The organism is Blastococcus sp. SYSU D00695, from assembly GCF_054050555.1.
The window spans coordinates 1-22,444 of record NZ_JBJGZP010000001.1 but is presented as its reverse complement, the minus strand read 5'-3'; the positions used below and the strand labels follow the sequence as shown (position 1 = coordinate 22,444).

Annotated in this window: 21 protein-coding genes; 8 read left to right on the top strand and 13 right to left on the bottom strand. The window is 76.9% G+C overall.

Features of this window, described 5'->3' with window-relative positions:
- Window positions 1–3: 3 nt before the first annotated feature.
- Window positions 4–759 (top strand): succinate dehydrogenase/fumarate reductase iron-sulfur subunit, encoded by a 756-nt coding sequence (locus ACI781_RS00105; RefSeq protein ID WP_456564032.1) that lies wholly within the window; start codon window positions 4–6, stop codon window positions 757–759.
- A gap of 245 nt (window positions 760–1,004) precedes the next feature.
- Here ACI781_RS00105 and ACI781_RS00100 read toward each other — a convergent pair whose 3' ends face one another.
- A complete protein-coding gene (locus ACI781_RS00100) occupies window positions 1,005–1,586 on the bottom strand; it encodes a gamma carbonic anhydrase family protein (RefSeq protein WP_456564031.1) in 582 nt (193 codons plus the stop codon).
- 100 nt (window positions 1,587–1,686) lie between these two features.
- Between ACI781_RS00100 and ACI781_RS00095 the strand changes: the two genes are divergently transcribed.
- On the top strand, window positions 1,687–2,307 hold the full coding sequence (locus ACI781_RS00095) for a TMEM175 family protein (RefSeq protein WP_456564030.1): 621 nt from the start codon (window positions 1,687–1,689) through the stop codon (window positions 2,305–2,307).
- Between the two features lie 13 nt (window positions 2,308–2,320).
- Here ACI781_RS00095 and ACI781_RS00090 read toward each other — a convergent pair whose 3' ends face one another.
- Window positions 2,321–3,748: an MFS transporter gene (locus ACI781_RS00090; RefSeq protein WP_456564029.1), complete on the bottom strand. Its 1,428-nt coding sequence runs from the start codon at window positions 3,746–3,748 to the stop codon at window positions 2,321–2,323.
- Between the two features lie 122 nt (window positions 3,749–3,870).
- On the opposite strand from ACI781_RS00090, the gene ACI781_RS00085 reads away from it, so the two are divergent.
- Window positions 3,871–4,443, top strand: a complete 573-nt coding sequence (locus ACI781_RS00085; protein ID WP_456564028.1) for a TetR/AcrR family transcriptional regulator — start codon at window positions 3,871–3,873, stop codon at window positions 4,441–4,443.
- A 9-nt stretch (window positions 4,444–4,452) separates the two neighbouring features.
- Here ACI781_RS00085 and ACI781_RS00080 read toward each other — a convergent pair whose 3' ends face one another.
- A complete protein-coding gene (locus tag ACI781_RS00080; RefSeq protein WP_456564027.1) occupies window positions 4,453–6,687 on the bottom strand; it encodes a hypothetical protein in 2,235 nt (744 codons plus the stop codon).
- Window positions 6,688–6,853: 166 nt separating this feature from the next.
- Here ACI781_RS00080 and ACI781_RS00075 point away from each other — a divergent pair, with 166 nt between their 5' ends.
- Both ACI781_RS00075 and ACI781_RS00070 read left to right on the top strand, forming a co-directional pair.
- Window positions 6,854–8,320 carry a protein adenylyltransferase SelO gene (locus tag ACI781_RS00075; RefSeq protein WP_456564026.1) on the top strand — a complete coding sequence of 489 codons (1,467 nt, stop codon included), beginning with the start codon at window positions 6,854–6,856 and terminating at the stop codon, window positions 8,318–8,320.
- 43 nt (window positions 8,321–8,363) lie between these two features.
- Window positions 8,364–8,693, top strand: a complete 330-nt coding sequence (locus ACI781_RS00070) for a hypothetical protein (RefSeq protein ID WP_456564025.1) — start codon at window positions 8,364–8,366, stop codon at window positions 8,691–8,693.
- A 300-nt stretch (window positions 8,694–8,993) separates the two neighbouring features.
- On the opposite strand, the gene ACI781_RS00065 is transcribed toward ACI781_RS00070, so the two are convergent.
- A complete protein-coding gene (locus ACI781_RS00065) occupies window positions 8,994–9,683 on the bottom strand; it encodes an NADPH-dependent F420 reductase (protein WP_456564024.1) in 690 nt (229 codons plus the stop codon).
- A gap of 107 nt (window positions 9,684–9,790) precedes the next feature.
- On the opposite strand from ACI781_RS00065, the gene ACI781_RS00060 reads away from it, so the two are divergent.
- Complete coding sequence (locus ACI781_RS00060) at window positions 9,791–10,078, top strand: hypothetical protein (protein WP_456564023.1); 288 nt, start codon at window positions 9,791–9,793, stop codon at window positions 10,076–10,078.
- Between the two features lie 48 nt (window positions 10,079–10,126).
- On the opposite strand, the gene ACI781_RS00055 is transcribed toward ACI781_RS00060, so the two are convergent.
- The 4 genes from ACI781_RS00055 to ACI781_RS00040 form a co-directional block, all read right to left on the bottom strand.
- Entirely contained in the window at window positions 10,127–10,795 is a 669-nt protein-coding gene (locus ACI781_RS00055) for a hemerythrin domain-containing protein (protein ID WP_456564022.1), read from the bottom strand.
- Window positions 10,796–10,955: 160 nt separating this feature from the next.
- Window positions 10,956–12,035 (bottom strand): DUF2855 family protein, encoded by a 1,080-nt coding sequence (locus ACI781_RS00050; protein ID WP_456564021.1) that lies wholly within the window; start codon window positions 12,033–12,035, stop codon window positions 10,956–10,958.
- 61 nt (window positions 12,036–12,096) lie between these two features.
- Window positions 12,097–12,954 (bottom strand): class I SAM-dependent methyltransferase, encoded by an 858-nt coding sequence (locus ACI781_RS00045; RefSeq protein WP_456564020.1) that lies wholly within the window; start codon window positions 12,952–12,954, stop codon window positions 12,097–12,099.
- Between the two features lie 53 nt (window positions 12,955–13,007).
- Window positions 13,008–15,851, bottom strand: coding sequence for an AfsR/SARP family transcriptional regulator (locus ACI781_RS00040; RefSeq protein ID WP_456564019.1), 2,844 nt, complete (start codon window positions 15,849–15,851; stop codon window positions 13,008–13,010).
- A gap of 85 nt (window positions 15,852–15,936) precedes the next feature.
- Here ACI781_RS00040 and ACI781_RS00035 point away from each other — a divergent pair, with 85 nt between their 5' ends.
- On the top strand, window positions 15,937–16,926 hold the full coding sequence (locus ACI781_RS00035) for an LLM class flavin-dependent oxidoreductase (RefSeq protein WP_456564018.1): 990 nt from the start codon (window positions 15,937–15,939) through the stop codon (window positions 16,924–16,926).
- A 26-nt stretch (window positions 16,927–16,952) separates the two neighbouring features.
- Here ACI781_RS00035 and ACI781_RS00030 read toward each other — a convergent pair whose 3' ends face one another.
- The 3 genes from ACI781_RS00030 to ACI781_RS00020 are packed head-to-tail and all read right to left on the bottom strand — an operon-like array spanning window position 16,953 to window position 18,519.
- Window positions 16,953–17,261 carry a hypothetical protein gene (locus tag ACI781_RS00030; protein ID WP_456564017.1) on the bottom strand — a complete coding sequence of 103 codons (309 nt, stop codon included), beginning with the start codon at window positions 17,259–17,261 and terminating at the stop codon, window positions 16,953–16,955.
- A complete protein-coding gene (locus ACI781_RS00025; RefSeq protein ID WP_456564016.1) occupies window positions 17,258–18,154 on the bottom strand; it encodes an RNA polymerase sigma factor in 897 nt (298 codons plus the stop codon). The genes ACI781_RS00030 and ACI781_RS00025 overlap by 4 nt, the downstream gene beginning before the upstream one ends.
- Window positions 18,155–18,162: 8 nt before the next feature.
- Window positions 18,163–18,519: a YciI family protein gene (locus ACI781_RS00020; protein ID WP_456564015.1), complete on the bottom strand. Its 357-nt coding sequence runs from the start codon at window positions 18,517–18,519 to the stop codon at window positions 18,163–18,165.
- Window positions 18,520–18,666: 147 nt separating this feature from the next.
- On the opposite strand from ACI781_RS00020, the gene ACI781_RS00015 reads away from it, so the two are divergent.
- Window positions 18,667–19,869 carry an FAD-dependent oxidoreductase gene (locus ACI781_RS00015; RefSeq protein ID WP_456564014.1) on the top strand — a complete coding sequence of 401 codons (1,203 nt, stop codon included), beginning with the start codon at window positions 18,667–18,669 and terminating at the stop codon, window positions 19,867–19,869.
- Window positions 19,870–19,896: 27 nt separating this feature from the next.
- Here ACI781_RS00015 and ACI781_RS00010 read toward each other — a convergent pair whose 3' ends face one another.
- Together ACI781_RS00010 and ACI781_RS00005 are read right to left on the bottom strand one after the other, a co-directional pair.
- Complete coding sequence (locus ACI781_RS00010; RefSeq protein WP_456564013.1) at window positions 19,897–20,541, bottom strand: HU family DNA-binding protein; 645 nt, start codon at window positions 20,539–20,541, stop codon at window positions 19,897–19,899.
- 70 nt (window positions 20,542–20,611) lie between these two features.
- Window positions 20,612–22,240: a CYTH and CHAD domain-containing protein gene (locus ACI781_RS00005; protein WP_456564012.1), complete on the bottom strand. Its 1,629-nt coding sequence runs from the start codon at window positions 22,238–22,240 to the stop codon at window positions 20,612–20,614.
- Window positions 22,241–22,444 lie beyond the last annotated feature (204 nt).

The following is a 22,444-nucleotide window of genomic DNA, read 5'->3' as shown; positions in this document are numbered from 1 at the left end:
GCCATGAGCTACGACGCGACGTTCCGGGTGTGGCGCGGGGACGCCTCCGGCGGGGACCTGCAGACGTACACCGTGCCGGTGAACGAGGGCGAGGTCGTGCTCGACGTCGTCCACCGACTGCAGGCCACCCAGGCCGGCGACCTCGCCGTCCGGTGGAACTGCAAGGCCGGCAAGTGCGGGTCGTGCAGCGCGGAGGTCAACGGCCGGCCGCGGCTGATGTGCATGACCCGGATGAGCACCTTCGCCGAGGACGAGACGGTGACGGTGACACCGCTGCGGACCTTCCCGGTGATCCGGGACCTCGTCACCGACGTCTCCTACAACTACGAGAAGGCGGCGCAGGTCCCGGCGTTCACCCCGCGCCCGCGCGACGACGACGGCAACCACCGGATGCAGCAGGTCGACGTCGAGCGCTCGCAGGAGTTCCGCAAGTGCATCGAGTGCTGGCTGTGCCAGGACACCTGCCACGTGATCCGCGACCACGAGGAGAACAAGGCCGCCTTCGCCGGGCCGCGGTTCCTGATCCGGCTCGCCGAGCTCGACATGCACCCGCTGGACACCGTCGACCGCCGGCGCCGGGCCCAGGACGAGTTCGGCCTGGGCTACTGCAACATCACCAAGTGCTGCAGCGAGGTGTGCCCGGAGGGCATCCACCTCACCGACAACGGGATCATCCCGCTCAAGGAGCGGGTGGTGGACCGCCGCTACGACCCGCTCACCTGGCTGGGCTCGAGGATCCGGCGCCGCCCCCGGGACTGACCGGCCCGGCCGCGTCCGAGGACGCCACCGGCCGGGCCGACTCTGCCGGCCGGTTCCGGACGTCGCCGGGCCGATCCGGCCGGTCGAGCCGACTCTGCCGGCCGGTTCCGGACGTCGCCGGGCCGATCCGGCCGGCAAGGTGCGGAACCCGCCGGCAGAGCGGGCAGCCGCCCGTCCCCCAGCCGCCCCGAGCCCGTCCCGGACCCACCCACGCAGCCGGCGTCCCGGCCGGGTCGGCGTCCGCGTCAGTACATCCCGTCTCCGGCGACCAGCCCGGCCGCGGGCAGCGGACGACGGACCACCGGCCGGACCCGGCGGGCGGCGGGCAGCCGGCGGGTGTAGCTCTCGGCGTTGGCGCGGATGTGCTCGAGGTCCTCCTCGGTGGCCGCCCGGACGACGCGGGCCGGCACGCCGGCCACCACCGACCAGGGCGGGACCTCCGTGTTGGGCGTGACCACCGCGCCCGCGGCCACGATCGACGCGCCGCCGATGTGGGCGCCGTTCATGACGATGCTGCCCATCCCGACGAGGACGTCGTCGTCGATCCGGGCCCCGTGCAGCACGACCCGGTGCCCGACGGTGACCCCGCGCCCGACGACCAGCGGGAACCCGGGGTCGGAGTGCAGCGCGCAGCCGTCCTGCACGTTGGTGCCGGGCCCGAGGACGATCGCCTCCTCGTCGGCGCGGGCGACCGAGCCGTACCAGATGCTCGACCTCGGCCCCATCGTCACCGCACCCACGACCACTGCGGTCGGGGCGACGAAGGCCTCGTCGTCGATCTCCGGCCGGCCGAACGGCAGCTCGGCGACGTAGTTGTCCCTGTCCATGGCGCCCTCCCGGTCCTCTGCACGGCGAGAGCAAGAGTGGCGCGGATCACATCCGTTGCGCTAGGTACCACGTCCCGATCAGCCCGCTACCGTGCCGCGCGTGCGCACCGAGCGCGGCCTGGACCGGCTGGTCACCTTCCTCGACGCGGTGGTGGCGATCGCCATCACCCTGCTGGTGCTGCCGCTGGTCGAGGTGCTCGACGCCCCGCAGGACGACCTGGGCACCGTGCTGCGGGAGGAGTGGCGGCAGTTCGGCGCCTTCCTGCTCAGCTTCGTCGTGATCGCGCGACTCTGGCTCGTCCACCACCGGCTGGTCGAGCGGATCGGCAGCTACGACAGCACCCTCGTGCTGCTCGGCTTCGCCTGGATCCTCACCATCGTCGTGCTGCCGTTCGCGACGCAGGTGATCGCCGTCTACGGCACGCAGCGGCCTGCGATCGCGCTGTACATCGGCACGATGACGGCGAGCTCGGCGCTGCTCTCCGCGCTCAGCCTGCTCCTCTGGCGACGGCCGGCGCTGCGTCGTGCCGGCGCCGACGTCGTCCACCCGGTGCCGGGGATGGTCACGGTCGCCGCCTTCGCCCTGGCGCTGGTCGTCGGGGTGGCCCTCCCGGCGGTGAACTACTGGGGACTGCTGCTGCTCACCCTGACCGGTCCGGCGGAGGCCGCCGCCCGCCGCCGCCTGGACCACCCCGGACAGCGGCCCGCACGCGACGGCTGACGGCGGCCTCCGGTCACTCCCCCTGGGCGCGGGCGGGGATGCACAGCGCGACCGCGGCGGCGACCAGGGCCGCCACCCCGCACACCACGAACAGCACCCGGTAGGCGGTCAGCGACGGCAGCGCGAACGCGCCGAGCGTCACCGTGGCGGCGGCGAGGATCGAGCCTCCGACCGCGCTGGCCAGGGAGCTGCCCACGGCACGCAGCAGCGAGTTCACCCCGTTGGCGGCTGCGATCTCGTCCCGGGGGCTGTGCTCGTTGATCAGGGCCGGCATGGAGGCGTACCCGATGCTCGTGCCGATGCCGACGACGGTCGCACCCAGCACCACCTCGGTCAGCGACCCGGTGAACACGATGCGGGCCAGCCAGCCCAGCGCCACGACGACGCCGCCGAGCGCGAGGACCTGCGGGGCGCCACGCCGGGCGATGAGGCGCGCGGACAGCGGGGCGAACACCAGCATGGCCAGGCCGCCGGGGAGCATCGCCAGGCCACCGACGACGATCGAGGAGCCGAACCCGTAGCCGCTGGCCGGCGGCGCCTGGACGTAGGACGCCGTGCCGATCAACGAGGCGAACATCGCGAAGCCGAACAGCAGCGACGCCACGTTGGTCAGCACGATGGGGCGGCGGCGCATCGTGGCGAGGTCGACCAGCGGGTCCGCGACGCGGGTCTGCCACCAGCCGAAGACGGCGAACAGCGCGGCGGCGAGCACCAGCAGCCCGACGACCCGCCCGGAGCCCCAGCCCCAGTCCGAGCCCTCGGCCAGCGGGAGCAGCAGCGACACCAGCGCGCCGCCCAGCAGCGCCGCCCCGACCACGTCGACGCGGCCACCGCTGCGGGCGGGCGCCTCGGGGACGACGAGCAGGATGCCGGCGAAGGCCACGGCCGCGACCGCCCCGGAGATCCAGAACAGGGCGTGGAAGTCGAAGTGCTCGGCGATGACGCCGGCGAAGGGCAGTCCGAGGGCGCCGCCGACGCCCAGCATGGCGCTGATCAGCGCGATCGCCCCGCCGGCCCGCTCGCGGGGCAGCAGCCGGCTGAGCAGGCTGATGCCCAGTGGGATCGCCGCGGTGGAGATGCCCTGGATGCCGCGACCGACGATCAGCAGCGGCACGTTGCTGGTGGTCGCGGTGAGCAGCGAGCCCACGACCAGCGCGCCGATCGCGACCAGCAGCATGCGCCGCGTGCCGAACATGTCCCCCAGGCGCCCGAAGAGGGGGACGGCGACGGCCGCGACCAGCAGCGTCGAGGTCAACAGCCACTGCACGGTGTCGGCCGAGGCGTCGAGGGCGGCCGGCAGCGTGGCGAGCACCGGGATGAGCAGGGACTGGGCCAGCGAGACGACCAGCGCGCCGATGCCGACGAACAGCAGCCACGGCCAGGTCCGGGCGGGCGGGTCGATCGCCCGGGCCGGCACATGTGCGGTCTGCGCGGTGGTCATGCGGGAACTCCTCGGGTGCGGGCGGCGGTCGACTCGTTGCTCGGAGCAACGAACCCGGGCGGCAGTCAACGCCGTTGACCGACCGTTGTCAACGACGTTGACACGTGTGCGACCGTGCCGGGGTGACCACCACAGGGACGCCCGCCGCCTCCTCCGGCGCCGCGACCCGCGCGGCCATCGCCGCCAGCGCGCGCGACATGTTCGACGAGCGCGGGTTCACCGCGACGTCGGTCCGCGCGATCGCGGCGGCGGCCGGCGTGGACCCGGCGCTGGTGATCCGCCACTTCGGGTCCAAGGAGCAGCTGTTCATCGAGGTCATGGGCCTGGCCAGCGGCCACGGGCCGGCTCTCGACGGCCCGCTGGAGACGCTCGGCGCGGCGCTCGTCGCCTACGTCCTGCACCCCGACCGGGAGCGCGAGCGGCGGGCCTACGCCACGATGGTCCGCGCCTCCGAGCACGACGCCGTGCGCGCCAGCCTCCGCGCGAGCGCCCGCGTGCAGTTCATCGACCGGCTGACCGCCCGGCTCGAGGGGCCCGACGCGGGAGTCCGCGCGGAGCTGATCGCCGCCCAGGTCGGGGGGCTCATGCAGGCCTGGCCGACGATCAGCGAGTCGGTGCTCGACCAGGCCGGCCGCGAGCGGGTCGTCGCGCTCTACGCCCGCGCGGTGCAGGCACTGGTCGACGCGCCGGACTGACCGCGCCGGTCAGTCCGCCGCGGGGGCCGTGCGACGCCGCCGGGCGCCGGCCACCAGGACCGCACCGGCGAGCACGAGCACCCCACCGGCGACGGCGACGGGCAGGACGTCGGCGCCGGTCAGCGCCAGCCCGCCGGACCCCGGCCCTCCCGGCGCGGGCACGGCGGCGCCGCCCGACACGGGGTCGGCCCCGCCACCGGCCGTGCCGCCGCTGCCTCCTCCGGACCCGCCGCCGGGTCCGCTGACCAGCGCGACGCCGCTGGTCGCCGTCCCCGCGGCATTGGTGAACACCGCCCGGAACGACCCGCCGCCGGCGGTCACCGGGACGGTCAGCGTGCCACCGGTCGCGCCGGGGACGTCGGTCCAGGTCGCGCCGCCGTCGTCCGACCGCTGCCACCGCACGGTGGGCGCCGGGGCACCCGCCGCGGCGGCGGTGAGGACGACGGAGGTCCCGACCGCGCCGCTCGCCGACGCCGGCTGCGCGGTGACGACCGGGGCGACGTCGGTACCCGCGGCCGCGACCACCACGACCGCCGAGAGCGCCACCGGGGTCCCCGAGGGGCCGGCTCCGAGTGCGACCACCCGCCACACCCCGGCGCCGGACAGCACCGGGGAGGCGGTGAAGGCCCCGCCCGCGTCGGCCGGTGTCGTGCCGAGGTCGACGGGCGCCGGAGCGGCGGCCGCGGTGCCCGGCGCCGTGGCGGCCCCGAGCAGCGGGTAGGCGGCGAGCGTGACCCGGGCGTGCGGCGCGAAGCCGCTGCCGCCCAGCGCGACGGGGTCGCCGGGCACCGTCGGCGCCGCGGGCGCGCCGAGTCCGCCGGTGGACGCGGGCGGCGTGGCCGGGACCGGCGGGCGGAAGCAGGAGCCGGGGGCGTCCACCTCGTTGCCGCCGCCGTCGGCCACCGGGTCCCCGGTTCCCAGGCCGGCCGGCCACAGGACGCAGGAGGCGCCGGCGTTGTCCCGGACCAGGCTGTCGGTGAGCGTCAGCGGGCCCCAGGTGCTGATCCCCCCGCCGGAGTTGACGTCGGGGTCGGCGTCCGCCCCGCCGGCGGTGTTGCCCTCGATCGTCGAGTTCGTGACGTCGACCGGGCCGCCCCGGCTGTGCAGGCCGCCCCCGAGCCGGGCGCGGTTGCCGGCGACGACCGTGTCCTCGACCGTGGCCGGGGTGCCGTGCAGCGCGATCCCGCCGCCCCGGCCGTCGGTCGGCACGACGCCGCCGAAGGCCTCGGCGGTGTCGGGGAACCCGCCGTCGAGGACGTCGACGGTGGTCAGGGAGGTGGGGGTGTCCCGCAGCGAGGCGGCGAGGACGGCGCCCCCGTGGGCCGGGACGACCGGCGCGACCACGTGGTTGCCGGTGAAGGTGCTGTCGGAGACGTCGAGCGGGTGGTCGAAGGTCGCGACCGCTCCGCCGCCGAGGAGCCGGTCGGTGATGCCCGAGACCCACACGGCGTTGCCGGTGAACGTGCTGCCGCTGATCACGACCGGGCCGCTCAGCACGTGCGGCGGCAGCGGCTCCGGCGGCGGCTCGGCGGCCATGCCGGCGTACCAGCCGACGTAGGCCAGCACGGCGCCACCGGAGGCCATGCCGACCACGGCGTTGCCGGTGAACGTGCTCCCGGTGATCGTCGTCCGCCCCTTCTGCCGGACGGCGATGGCGCCGCCGCCGGACCCGACCAGCGGGCAGGTCACGGTGTTGCCGGTGAAGGTGCTGTCGACGACGGTCGTCGTCCCGTGTCCCATGGCGAGGACCGCGCCGCCGACGGTGTAGGAGTGGTTGTCGGTGAACGCGACCCGCTCGGCGACGAGGTTGCCGAGGCTCCACACCGCGCCTCCGCCGGTCAGGCCCTGGTCGGTGGAGAAGCCGCGGGTCAGGGTGAGGTCGCGCAGGGTCAGCGTGGGCAGGTCCTCGGCCGTCTGCACGTCGGGGCCGGGCTCGACGACGAACAGCGACGTCCGGTTGCCGCCGTCGACCACCACGCCGGGGACCGTGCCGGCGATGGTCAGCGTCTTGCGGACGACGATCGTGCTGCCACCCTCCGGGGTGACGAGGATCGGGTCGTCGCAGGCGATCTCCACCGTGCCGCCGTCGGGCGCGTCGGTGATCGCGGCCCGCAGGGCGGTCTCGGTGCACTCGGTGACGGTCTCGGTGTCCGCCGGGTCGGCCGCGGCGACGCCGGGCACGAGGCCGACGCCGAGGACGGCGCAGGCCAGCAGTGCGGCACGGACGGCGGGGCGGGTCGGCACGGCTCTCCCGGGGTCGGCGGCTTCGCCCCCAGCGGGCGCCCGGCGGCATCGTGGCCGGTCAGGACGCCGCGAGCGGGCACGTGCGCGCCGACACGGGGCGGGTGGGGCCGGCGTGACGACGGCCGCCGCCCGGTGCGCAACGCGGGCGGGTCGTACCGTCGAGGGGGTGACCACCGCCCCCGCGCCGACCGTGAGCCTCGACGACCGGTTCGCCCGCGAGCTGCCCGAGCTGGCGCTGCCGTGGCAGGCGGCGGAGGCCCCCGACCCGCGGCTGCTGGCGCTCAACGAGCCGCTGGCCACCGAGCTCGGCCTGGACCCGGCGGCGCTGCGCACCGAGGAGGGCGTGCGCCTGCTGGTGGGCACCGCCGTCCCGGCCGGCGCGCGCCCGGTCGCCCAGGCCTACGCCGGGCACCAGTTCGGCGGCTACAGCCCGCGCCTGGGCGACGGCCGCGCCCTGCTGCTCGGCGAGCTGGTCGACCCCCAGGGCCGCGTGCACGACCTGCACCTCAAGGGCTCGGGCCCCACCCCGTTCTCCCGCGGCGGGGACGGCTTCGCCGCCGTCGGCCCGATGCTGCGCGAGTACGTCGTCAGCGAGGCCATGCACGCGCTCGGCGTCCCCACCACCCGCGCGCTGGCCGTCGTCGCCACCGGCCGGCCGGTGTACCGCGAGACCGCCCTGCCCGGCGCCGTCCTCGCCCGGGTGGCGAGCAGCCACCTGCGGGTCGGCAGCTTCCAGTACGCGCGCGCCACCGGCGACACCGGCCTGCTGCGGCGGCTCGCCGACGCCGCGATCGCCCGGCACCACCCGCACGCCGCCGACGCGGAGAACCCCTACCTGGCGCTGTACGAGGCGGTCGTCGCCGCGCAGGCGTCGCTGGTCGCACAGTGGATGCTGCTCGGCTTCGTGCACGGCGTGATGAACACCGACAACACGACGATCTCCGGCGAGACCATCGACTACGGCCCGTGCGCCTTCATGGAGGCCGTCGACCCGGACACCGTCTACAGCTCCATCGACGCCGGCGGCCGCTACCGCTACGGCCACCAGCCGCTGGTCCTGGAGTGGAACCTGGCCCGGTTCGCCGAGGCGCTGCTGCCGCTGCTGGCCGAGGAGCAGGAGCGCGCCGTCGAGGTCGCCGTCGCGGCCCTGCAGGGCTTCCGCCCCCGGTACAGCGCCGCGTGGACGGCGGGGATGCGCGCCAAGCTCGGCCTCCCCGACGGGGTGGACGACGCCGTGGTGACGGCGCTGAGCGACGACCTGCTCGCCCTCCTGCGGGCCGGCCACGTCGACCACACCTCGTTCTTCCGCGCGCTCGGTGCCGCGGCGCGCGGGGACGCCACCCCGGCGCGGGACCTGTTCCTGGACCTCGCCGGCTTCGACGCCTGGGCGCAGCGCTGGCGGGCGACCGGCCCGGACGGCGCGGCGATGGACCGGGTGAACCCCGCCTACATCCCGCGCAACCACCTGGTGGAGGAGGCGCTGGAGGCGGCCACCGGCGGCGACCTCGGCCCGTTCGGGCGGCTGCTGGAGGCGGTCGGCCGGCCGTACGAGGAGCGCCCCGGCCTGGAGCGGTACGCCGCACCGGCGCCGGCCGACTTCGGCGCGGCCTACCGGACCTTCTGCGGGACCTGACCGGGCCGTCCCGTTGCGGCTCCGGGCAGCCGATGGAGAGGGCATGCGCGCCAGCCACCTCGCCACCGCCCTGACCGCCTTCACGGCCGGCCTGTCGGCCGCCGCCGCCCTGCAGCGCCTCGCCGGGCGCCGCGAGCCCGCGACCGCCCCGGAGGCCACCGCCGCCCCGGAAGTCGCCACCCCGGAGACCGCCGCGCCGGCCGGGAACGGCGTCGTCCTCCCGTTCGTGCGCTCGGTCCCCACTCCCCCGGCGCCCTCCGCGGCCGGCCCCGCGCGGTGCGGCGACAGCGGCGAGCTGACCCGGTCCGGGGCGCCCTGCGGGGCGCGGGCGACCGGCGGCGGCCGCTGCCACCACCACCCGCTCGCGGCCTGACACCTCGCCCGCCCACGGGCGGGTGCAGTGCGCTCCTGCGGTGTTCCTCGCGGTCTCGCGGTGCTGCAGGACCGCGAGACCGCGAGCAAGACCGCAGGACCGAGCACGGACCGGGGCACCGGACGCGCAGGAGCCCCGCTCGACGGCCCTCCCCCGAGGCCGCGAGCGGGGCTCCTGCGGTGCGTTCCCCCTGTCGCCGGTCCCCCCGTGACCCGGCGACGAGGACGACTGTGCCGGTCGCGGCGCAGGGTCGCCGCAGCCGTTCCGCACGATCTCCGCAAGGCCGCGGGACCGGGCGCGCTACATGTCGCGGTAACGCACCGCCGCCGCCAGCTTCTCCCGCAGCAGTTCCGGCGTCGCGGGGCGGCCGGGGCCGGGGAACTCCGTGCCGGGAGCGAGGTACAGGCCGGCGTAGGCGGCGGTGTCCCGCTGGAAGCGCCACCCCTCGGCGAGCGGGCCGACGTCGTAGGCGTCGTAGCCGAGGGTGTCGAGGAACTGCGTGACGGTCGCCTTGGCGTCGGCGTCGTCCCCGGCGATGGCGATGACCGACCGGTCCGGGGAGCCGGCGGGCCGGCCCAGGGTGGCGAGGTGGGCGAAGTAGACGTTGTTGAAGGCCTTGACCACCCGCGAGTCGGGGAGGTGGGCCTGCAGCAGCTCGCTGGTCGTCGTCGACTCGTCGTCGAGCTCGGCGATCTGCCCGTCGCGGTCGGGGTAGTAGTTGTTCGTGTCGATCACGACCTTGCCGCGCAGCGGGTCGACGGGGACGGTGCGGTAGGCCTTCAGCGGGATGGTGACCACCACGAGGTCGCCGGCCTCGGCCGCCTCGGCCGGGGTCGCCGCCCGCGCGCGCGGGCCGAGCTCCGCGACGAGGTCGGCGAGGGTCTCCGGTCCGCGGCTGTTGCTGAGGACGACGTCGTGCCCGGCGGCGACCGCCAGCCGCGCGATCGTCCCGCCGATGTGCCCGCTGCCGATGAGTCCGAGAGTCGTCATGCCCCCCGCCAAGTCGCGCGGCGCGGACCGCATTCCCGGGGCCGAACGCCTCTGGCCCCCGGGGACGCCGCGGGCCAGCCTGGGCGGCCCACGCCCAGGAGGTCGCCATGCGCATGATGCTGAAGGCCGTCGTCGACACCGAGAGCGGCAACCGTGCCCTCGCCGAGGGCAGCATGGAGAAGACGATCCGGGAGACCGTCGAGCGGCTGCACCCCGAGGCCGTCTACTTCGTCGGGGACGAGGGCTGCCGCAGCCTGTGGGCGGTCATCGACATGACCGACGCCGCCCAGCTGCCGGTGGTCTCCGAGCCCCTGTTCCAGATGGGAGCCCGGGTGACCATCTCACCCTGCATGAACCTGGAGGACCTCGAGCGCGGGTTGTCGGCCCTGCACTGAGCCGCGACGACGGCGCCCGGAGGACCGCCGCGCGGGCCGGTCCTCCCGTCAGGGCGTCGCGGTGCCGTGCACGACGAGGGAGTGCTTGCGGAACGCCCGGCGCGACAGCTTCGGCACGAGCCAGCGGACCGGTGCCGGGGCGGCGGCCAACATCATCGCGATGGCCTGCGGGTCGCCCTCGTACTGCAGCATGCCCAGCACCAGCGCCGCCTGGTCCCGGCGGTTGCTGGTGCGGGCGCGTTCGCCCACCGCGTGCCACTCCTGCTCGGTGATGGTGCGGGCGATGATCGGCAGCACCCGCTCCTCCTCGGCGTCGAGGTGCTCGCAGAGGTGCACGTGGAGCTCGTCGAGCAGGTCGGCGACCCGGTCGCGGTCCGCGGCGCCGGCGGTGGCCGCCCAGCGGGGCCGCAGCTCGTCGAGCTCGGCGACGAGCGCGTCGACCCGGCCGTGCTGGGTCTCCATGAGCCGCACGACCGGCGCCAGCTCCTCCGGCACCCGCTCGAGCAGCCGCGGCCAGATGAGCTCGTCCTCCGCGGTGTGGTGGTGGTGCAGCGTGCGGGTCAGCAGCTCGAGGTGGTCGGCGACGACCCGGGCCCGCTCCGTGTCGCCGGCCTCGACCCGGCGGACCACGCCGCCGGCGAGGCGGAACTCGCGCCGGAAGAGGGAGTGGACGGTGTTCATCTGACGGGTGTCGATCGTGCCGGTGGTGGCGGTCATCGCGGGCTCCTCGGGTCGGGCCGTTCTCGGCCGGTCCGACTCTCGCGCCCGCCGTCTGCAACGGTCTTGCAGACGACTTGGACCGCCTCGGGCGCCCGGAGCGTGTGCGCCGACGCCGCACTTCGCGGCCGATCCCGCGGCGTGGGCGCACACGCTCCGGCTACAGGGACAGGACCAGCCCCTCGCGGGGGTCGACGTCGCCCTTGAGCAGCGCCGCGTAGGCAGCGGTGAGCGCGTCGGCGCCGGTCTCGTGGCGGAAGGTGACCAGCTGCGGCAGCCGGGTGGCGGCGAAGGAGGCCCACGCCGCGCCGAGCAGCCGGGCGAACGGCAGCTGCCCCAGCTCGGCCGCCCGCTCGTCGGCCACGGCGGGGGCGAAGAACCACACCGGCTGCGGGCCGCGCAGCCCGTCCCCGTCGAGGCTGGCCTGCTCCCAGTGCGTCGCCCCGACCATGACCGAGGCGCGCAGGACGTCGGCGGTGGCCCGGTGGACGGCCGCGCGCAGCGCCGGGTCGCCGGCGACGTCGACCAGCACCAGCCCGCCGGACCGGGGCAGCCCGGCGATCTCGTCGTAGTCCAGGACCCGGTCGTACAGCCCGGTCGCGGCGGTCGGGCCGACGCGCCCGAGCGAGGTGAGGCCGACGACGGCCGGCGCGCCCTCGTGCTCCCGGACGGCGGCCGCCGTGGACAGCGCGGTCCGGCTCGACGCCGAGGTGAGCACCACGGTGTCCGCGCCGTGCCAGCCGCTGCGGGCGAGCTGGTCGGCGATCAGCCAGCCGGTCAGGAACTGCGGGCGCACGACCGCCGCGGCGTCGTCCAGCTCGGGCGGGAACCCGGTCCGCGGCACCGCCCGCAGGTAGCGGTTGTAGGTCGGGGCCAGGTCGGCCCGCGCGGCGGAGGAGGCGACGAAGCCCGGCCCGGCGGGCGTCACCTCGAGGGTCACCCGCGACGACATCGGCCAGCAGCCGTAGAAGCGCTCCCCCGCGGTGATCCCCTCCACCCCCGAGGCCAGGACCCGGCCGAAGCCCCAGACGGGGATCCGTCCCCATCCCTCCGGGGCGGGGAAGAGGTCCCAGTAGCGCAGCTCGTCGCCGAGCACCGCGTAGGTGAGGTTGTTCGCGGTCAGCCCGAACCGCTCGACGGCGAACTGCACCGTGCCCTCGGCCACCGCGGTCGCCGCCGGCTCGCCGTCGTCGACGCGGGTCGTCCGGGGGTCGTCGCGCCGGACCAGGACGTCGGTCATCTCGTGCTCCTCGGGGGGGGGTGGGGCCGGGCCGCCCGACCGGGCGGCCCGGCCGGGCGGGTCAGGCGCGGCGGGCGGTGAGCAGCAGGTACTCCCAGTCCATGCGGACCGACCCGGTGCCCGAGTCGTACCGGGCGACGAGGGCGGCGAGGTCGCGGTCGAGCGCTGCGGTGCGCGCGGGGTCGTCGGCGATGCCGCGGTAGGCCGCGATCGTGGGTCCGTAGACGGTCTTCCAGTAGTCCACCCAGGCCTCGGGCGAGGGCTGGCCGCCGGCGGTGATCGTCTGCCGGCGGGCGACGACGTCGGTGACCCGGTCGCCGAGCAGGCCGCGCACGTGCTCCTCGTCGCCCCACAGCGGCGGCGGCTGGGCACCCGGCGGCGGCGGGGGCGCGTAGGGCTTCATCGTCGCGAACATCTCGCCGACGAAACCCTGCGGCGTCCAGCTGATCAGCCCGATCGTCCCGCCGGACCGGCACACCCGGACCAGCTCGTCGGCCGCCTGCCGGTGGTGCGGGGCGAACATGACGCCGACGCAGGACAGGACGACGTCGAACGTCCCGTCGGCGTAGGGCAGCGCCTCGGCGTCGCCCTCCTCCCACTGCACCCGGGCGCCCTGCCGCTCGGCCGAGCGGCGGCCGGCCTCGAGCAGCTCCGGGGTGAGGTCGGAGGCGGTCACGTCGGCACCGGCGAGTGCCGCGGGGACGGCGACGTTGCCGCTGCCGGCCGCGACGTCCAGCACCCGGTCGCCGGCGCCGACGCCGGCCGCGGTGACCAGGACCGGCCCGAGCTCGGGGATGACGTCGGCGGCCACGGCCGGGTAGTCCCCCAGGGCCCACATCGCCCGGTGCCGGGTCTTCAGCGCGCGGTCGGCGGCGGCTGCGTCGGTGGTGTCGGTGGTGTTGCTGATGGTGTTCGTCATGCGACGACGGTGGTCCCGGCCCGTTGCAGCCCGGTTGCACCGCCGCTGCACGCTCACGCGATCCGGTGCAGGGCCGCGCGGGCGGCGGCGACCGCCCGCCCCAGGAGCTGCCCCGGCCCGCCGGCGACCGGCGCCGGAGGCGGGGCCGGCGGCCCGAGCGGGGAGGGCTTGCCCGCCGCGACGAGGCAGGCGTGCAGGGCGGCGGCGTCGGGCTCGGCGCCGACGCGGTGCAGCAGCCGCGCCACGTACCGCAGGGCGAGCCACTGCTGCGTGGCGTCGCCGACGCGGTCCCAGTGGTCCAGGACGACGAGGAACGCGCGTGCGGCGACCGCCGGGGCGTCGTGCACGCCGCGCGTGGCCGCGGCCTCCATGAGCGCGACGCCGTGCCACCAGAAGTTGCGCACGTCGGCGGCGAGACCGCCCGCGGCGTCGAACAGGCCCAGCGCGCGTTCGGGGTCGGACTTCTTGACCACGAGGCCGACCGCGTAGCGGGCCATCGACTGCGCCGTCGGGTTCGCCGTCCCCTCCGCGACGTCGAGGCTCTCCCGGGCCGCGGCGAGGCCGTGCTGCGGCTGCCGGAGCACGGCGTGGCAGACCGCGACGTAGTACAGCGTCCAGACCAGCCGGATCCGGTCGCCGTCGGCCCGGGCGTGCCCGGACTCGGCGGCGTAGTGCCGCAGCGCGGACGCGGCGTCCCCCTGGTACAGCGCGACGTCGGCGAGCACGTCCCCCGGGTGGGCGATGCGGGCCGTGCCCGGCGGCGGCCGGCGGCCCTCGGCCAGGGCGGCCAGCGCGGTGGCCCGGGCGAAGTCCCCGCGGTTCCACGCGCCCCGGGCGGCGGCGCCGACGACGGCGACGTACCGGGGGTGCGCCGGGTCGGCGCCGACCACCGCCCGCTCGGCCCAGGCCGCGGCCTCGTACCCGATCCGCAGGCTGATCACCTCGGGCACGGCCGCCGTCAGCCGCAGCGCGAGGTCCCGGTCGCCGTCCGCGCACGTGTGGAGGAACGCCGCCCGGAGGTTGTCGGTCTCGGCGAGGGCCTCCTGCACCCAGGCGCGCTCGTCCGGGCCCTGCACCCCGCGCGCGGCCCGCTCGGCCAGGTCCACGTAGTAGGCGGCGTGCCGGCGGTGCAGCGCGCCGCCGCTGCCGTCGGCCTCGGTCCGGGCGCGCCCGTAGGCGCGCAGGGTCTCCAGCAGCCGGTAGCGGCTGTGCGCCCCGCCGTTGACGGCGGCCACCATCGAGCGCTCGACGAGCCGGGTGAGGCGGTCCAGGGCCTCGTCCCCCGTCGCCTCGGGGTCGGCCACCCGGTGCACGGCGCGCAGGTCCGCGCCGCCGACGAACACCGACAGGCCGCGGAACACCCGCCGCTCGGCCTCCGGGAGGAGGCGGTAGGACCAGTCGATCGCCTGCCCCAGGCTCTGGTGCCGCGCCACGGCGCCGCGACCGCCGCCCACGAGCGGCGCCTCCTCCAGCCGCCGGGCGATCTCCGCAGGGGTCATGACGCGGATCCGGGCGGCGGCCAGCTCGATGCCCAGCGGCAGGCCGTCGAGCCGCGCGCAGACGGTGGCGACCGCCTCGGCGTCGGCGGCGTCCAGCCGCAGGTCCGGGGACACGGCGCGGGCCCGCTGGAGGAACAGCTCGGCCGCGTCCTGCGCCGGCAGCGGCGGCACCGGCCACAGCTGCTCCCCCTCCACGCCGAGCGGTTCCCGGCTGGTGGCCAGGACGACGACGTCCGGGCAGTGCGCCACCACGGCGGCGACGAGCCGGGCGGCCGGCGCCAGGACGTGCTCGCAGTTGTCCACGACGAGCAGCGCGGTGCGCGAGCGCAGGTACTCCACGACGGTCTGCTCGATCGAGAGCCCGGGCCGCTGCTGGACGTTCAGGACCGCCGCGACCGCGTGCCCGACCGGCCCGCCGTCGGGGAGGGCGGCCAGCTCGCACAGCCACACGCCGTCGGCGAACCGTGCCCGGTCGCGGGTGGCGACCTCGACGGCCAGCCGGGTCTTCCCGGCGCCGCCGACCCCGGTCAGCGTCACCAGGGGCCCGGCGCGCAGCGCCGCCAGGACGCGGTCGACCTCCCGCTCGCGGCCGACGAACCCGCTCGCCCGCCGCGGCAGGTTGCCCGGGGGCGGGCGGCCGGCCAGCGCCGGGTCGTGGACGAGGATCCGCCGGTACAGGGCGCGGGCCGCGGCGGCCGGCTCGACGCCGAGCTCCTCGTCGAGGCGGGTGCGCAGGTCGTGGAACGCGGCGAGCGCGTCGGCCTGCCGGCCGGTGGCGTACAGCGCCCGCATCAGCGCGACCGCGGGCCGTTCCCGCGTCGGGTGGCGGCGCACCGCCGCCTCGAGCTCCGGCAGCGCCTCGGCCGCCCGCCCCAGCTCGAGCAGCAGCTCGAGGCGGTCCTCGGTCGCGCTCGTGCGCAGCTCGGTCAGCCGGGCGGCGGTGGCCGCGGCGAACTCCTCGTCGGCGAACTCGGCGAGCGCGTCGCCGCGCCACAGCGCCAGCCCGGCGTCGAGGTCGGCCAGGGCGCGCTCGGGCTCGCCGGCGGCCGCGGCGGACCGGGCCGTGGCCACCAGCCGCTCGAAGGCCTCGGCGTCCAGCGTCGCGCCGTCCAGGGACAGGCAGTAGCCGGGCGGGCGGTAGCGCAGCGCCACCGCGTCGCCGAGCGCGCCGCGCAGCCGGGAGACGTAGGCCCGCAGCGCGGTGCCCGCGCCGGGCGGCGGCGCGTCCCCCCAGAGGGTCCCGACCAGCCGGTCGGTCGACACGAGGTCCCCGCCGGCGAGCAGCAGGACGGCGAGCAGCGTCCGTGGCTTGTGGCCGCCGACGGCGACCGGGCCGTGGCCGTCCTCCACCTGCAGCGGTCCGAGGATGCGGACCTGGGCCGTGCCTGCACCTGTCATCGCGGGCCTGCAATCGGGATGCAACGGGCCCGGCCGACAGTAGCGGCGGCCCGACGACGAGGACAGATGCCTGGAGGCGCTGACCATGGACACCGCACCGCGACGCCTCTCCGTGGGCGTCACCCCGATGGAGAACCGCGCCGACGTCGTCCTGCACCTGGCGGGCCGGGCGGAGGCGCTGGGCTACGACTCCTTCTCCGTCGCCGAGGGCTGGGCGCACGACGCCGCCGTCCTCCTGGCGACGATCGCCGCGCGGACCGAGCGGATCCGGCTGGCCACCGGCGTGCTCAACGTGTGGGGCCGCAGCCCCGCCGGGATCGCGATGCTGGCCGGCTCGCTGGCCGAGGTGTCCGGCGGCCGGTTCACGCTGGGGTTGGGCGCCGGCTCCCCGCAGCTGGCCGAGGGGCTGCACGACCAGCGGTTCGAGGCCCCGGTGACCCGGCTGGGGTCGGTGACCCGCGAGGTGCGCTCGCTGCTCGCCGGTGGCCGGGTGACGCCGACGCTGGCCGGCGGGCAGCGCCCGCTGCGGCTGGCCGTCCCGCCGCACGCGGAGGTGCCGGTGCACCTGGCGGCGCTGGGCCCGCGGTCGGTGCGCCTGGCCGGCGAGCTCGCCGACGGCTGGTGCCCCTTCTTCCTGCCGCGCTCCGGTCTGGCCGACGGTGTGAAGCAGCTGCAGGCGGGCGCGATGCCGGCCGACCGGCCGCTGCCCGCGGTGCTCCCGGGGCTGCCGGTCGCGGTGGCCGCCGACCCCGCCACCGCCGAGCAGGTCGCGGCGTGGTGGGTGGTCACCTACCTGACCGGGATGGGCCCGCTGTACGCCGGCACGCTGCGCCGGCTCGGCCTGGGCGCGGCCGTCGACGCGGTGGTGGCGGCGAACCCGACCCCGCGCTCCCCCGTGCTGCCGCCGGAGGCCCGGGTGCTGGTGGACGAGGTGCTCGTCGCGGGGGACGCGGCGACCGCACGGGCGGCGGTGCAGGGCTGGGCGGACGCCGGCGCCGACGTGCCGGGCATCGTGCTGCCTCCCGGCCGGCCGGTGGAGGAGCTCGAGTACGTGCTCGAGGCCCTGCGCCCCTGACCCGGCCGCCGGACGGGGCCGCGCCGTCAGCGCCCGGAGCTCTCCGGGAGCTCGGCGCGGCGCCGGGCGAGGAACCGCCGCTCCACCGGGTTCGCGGTGAGGGCCAGCGCCTCGCCGTAGGCCGCCGCGGCCTCCCCCGGTCGTCCGAGCCGGGCCAGGACGTCGGCGCGGGCGGCCGGCAGGTACGGGTAGCCGACCAGCGCCGGCGCCAGCCCGTCCAGCTCCCTCAGCACCGCGGCGAGATCCGCGCCCGGGAGCTGGCTGCGCGCGGCCGCCCGGTTGAGCGCGACCACCGGCGAGGGCCAGGCCCGCATCAGCGCGTCGTAGGTGGTCACGACCTGCGCCCAGTCCGTCTGCGCCCAGCTCGGCGCCACCGCGTGCAGCCCGGCGACACCGGCCTGCAGTGCGAAGCGCCCGCGCGCGCCGTCCCGCAGGGCTTCGGTGGCCAGCGCGAGCCCCTCCCGGACGAGCGCGCGTCCCACTGCGAGCGGTCCTGGTCGGCGAGCAGCACCAGGTCCCCCTCGGCATCGGTCCGGGCGGGCCCGCGGGCCTCGGTGAGCAGGACGAGCGCGAGGAGGGCCCGCGGCTCGGGCTCCCCGGGCAGCAGCCGGACCAGCATGCGGGCCAGTTCGGTGGCGCGCCGGGCCGGCTCGGCGTCGTGCAGGCCGGCCGCCGACCCGCGGTGTCCGGCGGTGTGCAGCAGGTGCACCACGGTGAGGACGGCGTCCAGCCGGGCCGGCAACTCGTCGTCCGGCGGCACCCGGAACGGGATCCGCGCGGCCGCGATCTGCGCCTTGGCGCGGGTGATCCGCCGGGCGACGCCGGCCTCCCCCGCCAGGAGGACGGCGGCGATCCGGCCGACGTCCATCCCGCACACCAGCCGGAGGGTGAGCGCGACCTGCGACTCGAGGGGCAGCGCGGGGTGGCAGCAGGTGAAGACCAGCCGGAGGGGGTCCGTCGGCGCGGGACCCGGGTCGTCGCCGGTCCGCTCCACGAGCAGCGGGAGCTTGCGCCGGAGGGTCGCCGCGCGGCGGAGCCGGTCCAGGGCGATCCGGTGGGCGGTCGTCGTCAGCCAGCCCGTGGGGTTGTCCGGCGCGCCGGCCGGCCAGGCGCGCAGCGCCCGCTCGACCGCCTCCTGCGTGCAGTCCTCGGCGAGGTCGAGGTCCTCCGTGAGGCGGGCCGTCGAGGCGACGACGACGGGCCACGCCGCACGGAAGACCTCGTCCACCGGGGTCCTCAGACGCCGTCGGGCAGGACCATGACGGGGCGCACCTCGACGGTCGGCGCCGGGCAGAGCCGGGCCAGGCGCACGGCCACGTCGAGGTCGGGGGCGTCGATGACGTAGAAACCGCCGAGCGCCTCCTTGGTGTCGGCGAAGGGACCGTCGGTGACCAGCGCCCCGGAGGCGTCGCGGCGCACGGTGCGGGAGGTCGACGGCCCCTCCAGCGCCTCGGTGGCGACGATGCTCGCCCCCGCGGCCGTGACGGCGGCCATGAACTCCTCGTGCAGGCGCATCTCCTCGGCGACCCCCTGCTCGTCGGCGTCGTCGTACCCGGTCTCGTCGTCGTACAGCAGGAACGCGTAGCGGCCCATCGGGTCCGTCCTCTCGGTCGGCTGGTCGTGGCGATCATCTCCTTGACGAACGAGGCCGCCGCGATCGGACACCGCGGCGGGATCGCCGTCGCCGATCCGTCCTCGACGGGTCGTGTGCGACCGATCTCCGCGGGGAACGGTCCCCCGGTGGACGCCGACGGCACGGAGCAGCAGCACGAGGTCCTGGTCGTGGGCGGCGGCAACGCCGGCATCTCCCTGGCGGCGCGGCTGGTCCGCGACGGGACGACCGGCGTCACCGTCGTCGCCCCGCAGCCGGTGCACCGGTACAAGCCGCTGCTGAACTACGTCGGCGGCGGGCAGGCGACCATGGCCGACCTCGAGCGCCCGATGGCCGACGTCGTGCCCGACGGGGTGACCTGGGTGCGGGACGCGGTCGCGGCCGTCGACCCGTCGTCGTCGACCGTGCGGACCCGGCGGGGGCGCACCCTGCGCTACGCGACGCTGGTGTTGTGCCCGGGCCTGGTCGAGGACTGGGCGGCGACGCCCGGCCTGCAGGAGGCGTACGCCGAGGGGTGGGCCGCCTCGACCTACGTCCCGGGCAGCGCGCCGCGCGTGTGGCCGCTGCTGTCGGGGCTGCGGGCGGGGCGGGTGCTGTTCACCGTGCCGCCCGAGCCGGCGTCCTGCGGCCCGACCGCGCTCAAGCCGCTCTTCCTGGCCTGCGACTCCTGGCGGCGCACCGGCGTCCTGCGCGACCTCGACGTGCGGCTCGTGCTGCCCGGGCGGACGGCGGTCGGGGTGCCGCGCGCCGACGACGTCCTGGAGCGGGCGCTGGCGGAGTACGGCGTCGAGGTGCTGCGGGAGAGCCGGGTCGCGGACGTGGACGCCGACCTGCACGCCGTCACCGTCGACTCCCCCGCCGGGCCGGTCGTGCTGGAGGACGTCGCCGCCGCCCACCTGGTGCCGCGGTACCGGGCGTCGCGCTTCGTCGCCGACAGCGGGCTCGCCGCCGACGACGACCCCGGCCTGGTCGACGTCGACCCGTCCACCCTGCGGCACCGCCGGCACCCGTCGGTGTGGGCGATCGGCGACGCCGCGGACCTGCGCACGCGCCCCTCGGGCGGGGCGCTGCGCAAGCAGGTGGCGGTGCTCGCCGCCAACCTCGCCGCGGCGCGGGACGGGCGGCCGCTGCAGCGCTACGACGGCTACACGGTCGTGCCGATCACCGTCGGCCGCCACGTGCTGTCGCTGACCGAGGTCGACCGGGACGGACGGCCGGAGCCGTCCGTCCCGTTCGTCGACCCGGTGCGGCCCCGGCGCGCGACCTGGTGGTTCGACCGGTACGCGCTGCCGCAGGTCTACTGGCGCCGCATCCTCCGCGGGCGGGTCTGACCCCGCCCGCCCCACCGGCGGGCCGGGTCAGCGGGCGCCCTTGCCCGCCTTCTTGCCGGCCTTGGCCTTCTCCGGCTTGCCCTTGCCGAGCTTGGTCCTGTCCAGCTTGACCTTGCCGAGCTTGCCCTTGTCGAGCTCGACCGCGGAGGCCCTGGCCGCCTTGGCCTTGGCCTTCGCCGCCTTGCCCGCCTTCGCCCCGGACGCCCGGCCGGCGGGGGCCGCGACCGCCACGGTCTCGGCGACCTCGGGCCCGGCGACCTCGGTCTCGACGGCCGCGGTCTCGGGCTCGGTGGCCGCGGTCTCGGTGGCCTGGGCGTCGGCGGCGCGGGTGTCGGCGACGGGGGTGGGCTCCGCGGCCGGGGCGCCGTCCTCCGTGACCGCGGACGCCGGCGCGCCGTCCCGGCTGAGCAGGGCCCGGAAGCCGGTGCCGGCGCGGAAGACCGGGATCACCGCCTCCCCGACCTGCACGGTCTCGCCGGTGCGCGGGTTGCGGGCCGTGCGGGCGGCCCGGTGGCGGCCCTCGAAGGTGCCGAACCCGGTCAGCGACACCCGCTCACCGCGCGCGACACCGCCCTGGATCTCGGCGAGGACGCCGTCGACGGCGGCCACGGCGGCCGTCCGGTCGCCGTCGAGACGCTCGGTCATCTTCGTGATGAGGTCGGACTTGTTCACGTGTGCACCTCTCGAGGTCGTGTGCGCCGCGGTGGCGCGGGTGGGGGTTCGTGCGTGCGTGGTGCCGAGGTCAGCGCGTCCAGCGGTGGAGGGACTTGCGCTGCGCGTCCGCCCACGCCTCCTCGAACCGGTCGCGGAACTGCTCGGCGCGGGCCTCCTCGAGGGCGTACAGGCGGCCGTAGAGGAAGGCCGACTCGACCGAGGTGGCGGAGAGCCCGAGCTCCCGCAGCCGCTCCCGGGTGAACACGGAGTCCTGGTGCTCGCCCAGCGCCTCCTGCACCGCCTCCATGGCGGCGGCGAAGGCGGCCGCGTCCGCGCCGAAGACGCGCGACACCGACTCCCCGGCGTACCGCGCCGCCTTGGCGGCCTTGCGCGCGTCGTGCAGGAGCTCCTCCCGCTCCGGCCCGGCCGGGTGGGAGTGGGCCTCCTCGACCAGCCCGCGGACGACGGCGAAGCTGCGGCCCACCAGCGCCGGCAGCACCTCGCCCGCGCCCTTGGCAGCGCGCGACGTCACGGGCGGCGTGGCGACCAGCGCGTCGAGGCGCTCCACGAGCTGGTGGTACCGCTCCCCGTCGAGCTCGGCGAGCACCCGGTCGTGCGCCTCGCGGTAGACCCGGTCGAGGTCGGCGACGGCCCGCTCGGCCCCGGCGTCCCCGGGGGTGCCGTCGGCCCGGACGGTGGCGGCGATCCGGTCGCGCATCACCTCGGCGTCGCGGGCGGCGCCGAGCTCGGCGGCCAGCCACTTCAGCTCCTGCCGCAGCGGCCGGGCGACGTCGGCGTCGAACAGCGGCTTGAACGTGGTGAGGGCGCTGCGCAGCCGGCGGGTGGCCACCCGCATCTTGTGGATGCTGTCGGGGGCGTCCAGCCGGACCGGGAGGTCCTGGGCGCGGATCTGGTCCACCTGCTCGCGCACGTGGGCCAGGACGACGGCGCCGGCCTCGGACGTGACCGTCAGCTCGGCGGCGCGGTCCCCGGCCCCGCCCTTCGCCTTGCCGTTGCCCTTGCCCTTGGTCTTGCCGTTGACCTTGCCCTTCTGGCCCGACTGCGCGCCGTCCAGCACCTGCGCGAGCTTCGACGAGCTGCCCGACGGGCGCAGCCCCCGCTCCCGCAGGCGCGCGTCGATGGCCTCCAGCAGCTCGGTCGTGCCGCCGACCAGCTCGACCTCGATCTCCCGCCAGGTCGTCGCGGCCCCCGCGCTGTCGGCCGCGCCGGCCGTCAGCAGGCGGCGGGCGCGGACACGGTCGTCGGCGACCTCCGCGACCACCTGGCCGGTCGCGTCGATCAGGCGGTGCACGGTCCGGTCGGTGGCGATCTCGGCGACCGGCTGCAGCAGGCCGCCACGGCTGTGGACGCGGATCATCCGGCGCAGCGGCTCCGGCACGGTGCGCCAGGCCCGGCCCAGCGGGAGGCGCACCTCCGAGCGGGCGCCGCGGCCGGCCGGGACCTTGAGGTGCCAGCCCGCGTCGTCCCCACCCGTGCGCCGGCGCAGGGTCAGCCCGGCGGCCGCGAGGCGCAGGTCGGCGGTGTCGAAGTACGTCGCCTTGAGCTCCTGCTGCTGCGCCTCGGCCTCCACGACCGGCCCGCCGCCGCCCACGTCCGCGCCGGGGTCGCCGCCGGCCACGAGGTCCATCAGCGGCGGGAGCTCGAAGGCGTCGTCCGCGGAGTACTTCTTCTCGATCTCCAGGTGAACGGCAGGCATACCGAAGATGTACCGCATCAAGGTGAACAGAAACTGGGAGCGGGCCCGCTGACCTGCGCGGACACCGCGGGCCGTCACCGCCCCCGACGATGTGCAGTCACGGGGGGGGGGGGGGGGGGGGGGGGGGGGGGGGGGGGGGGGCCGCGGGCGGGGGGCGGGGGGGGGGGGGGGGGGGGGGGGGCGGGGGGGGGCGTGGGGCGGGGG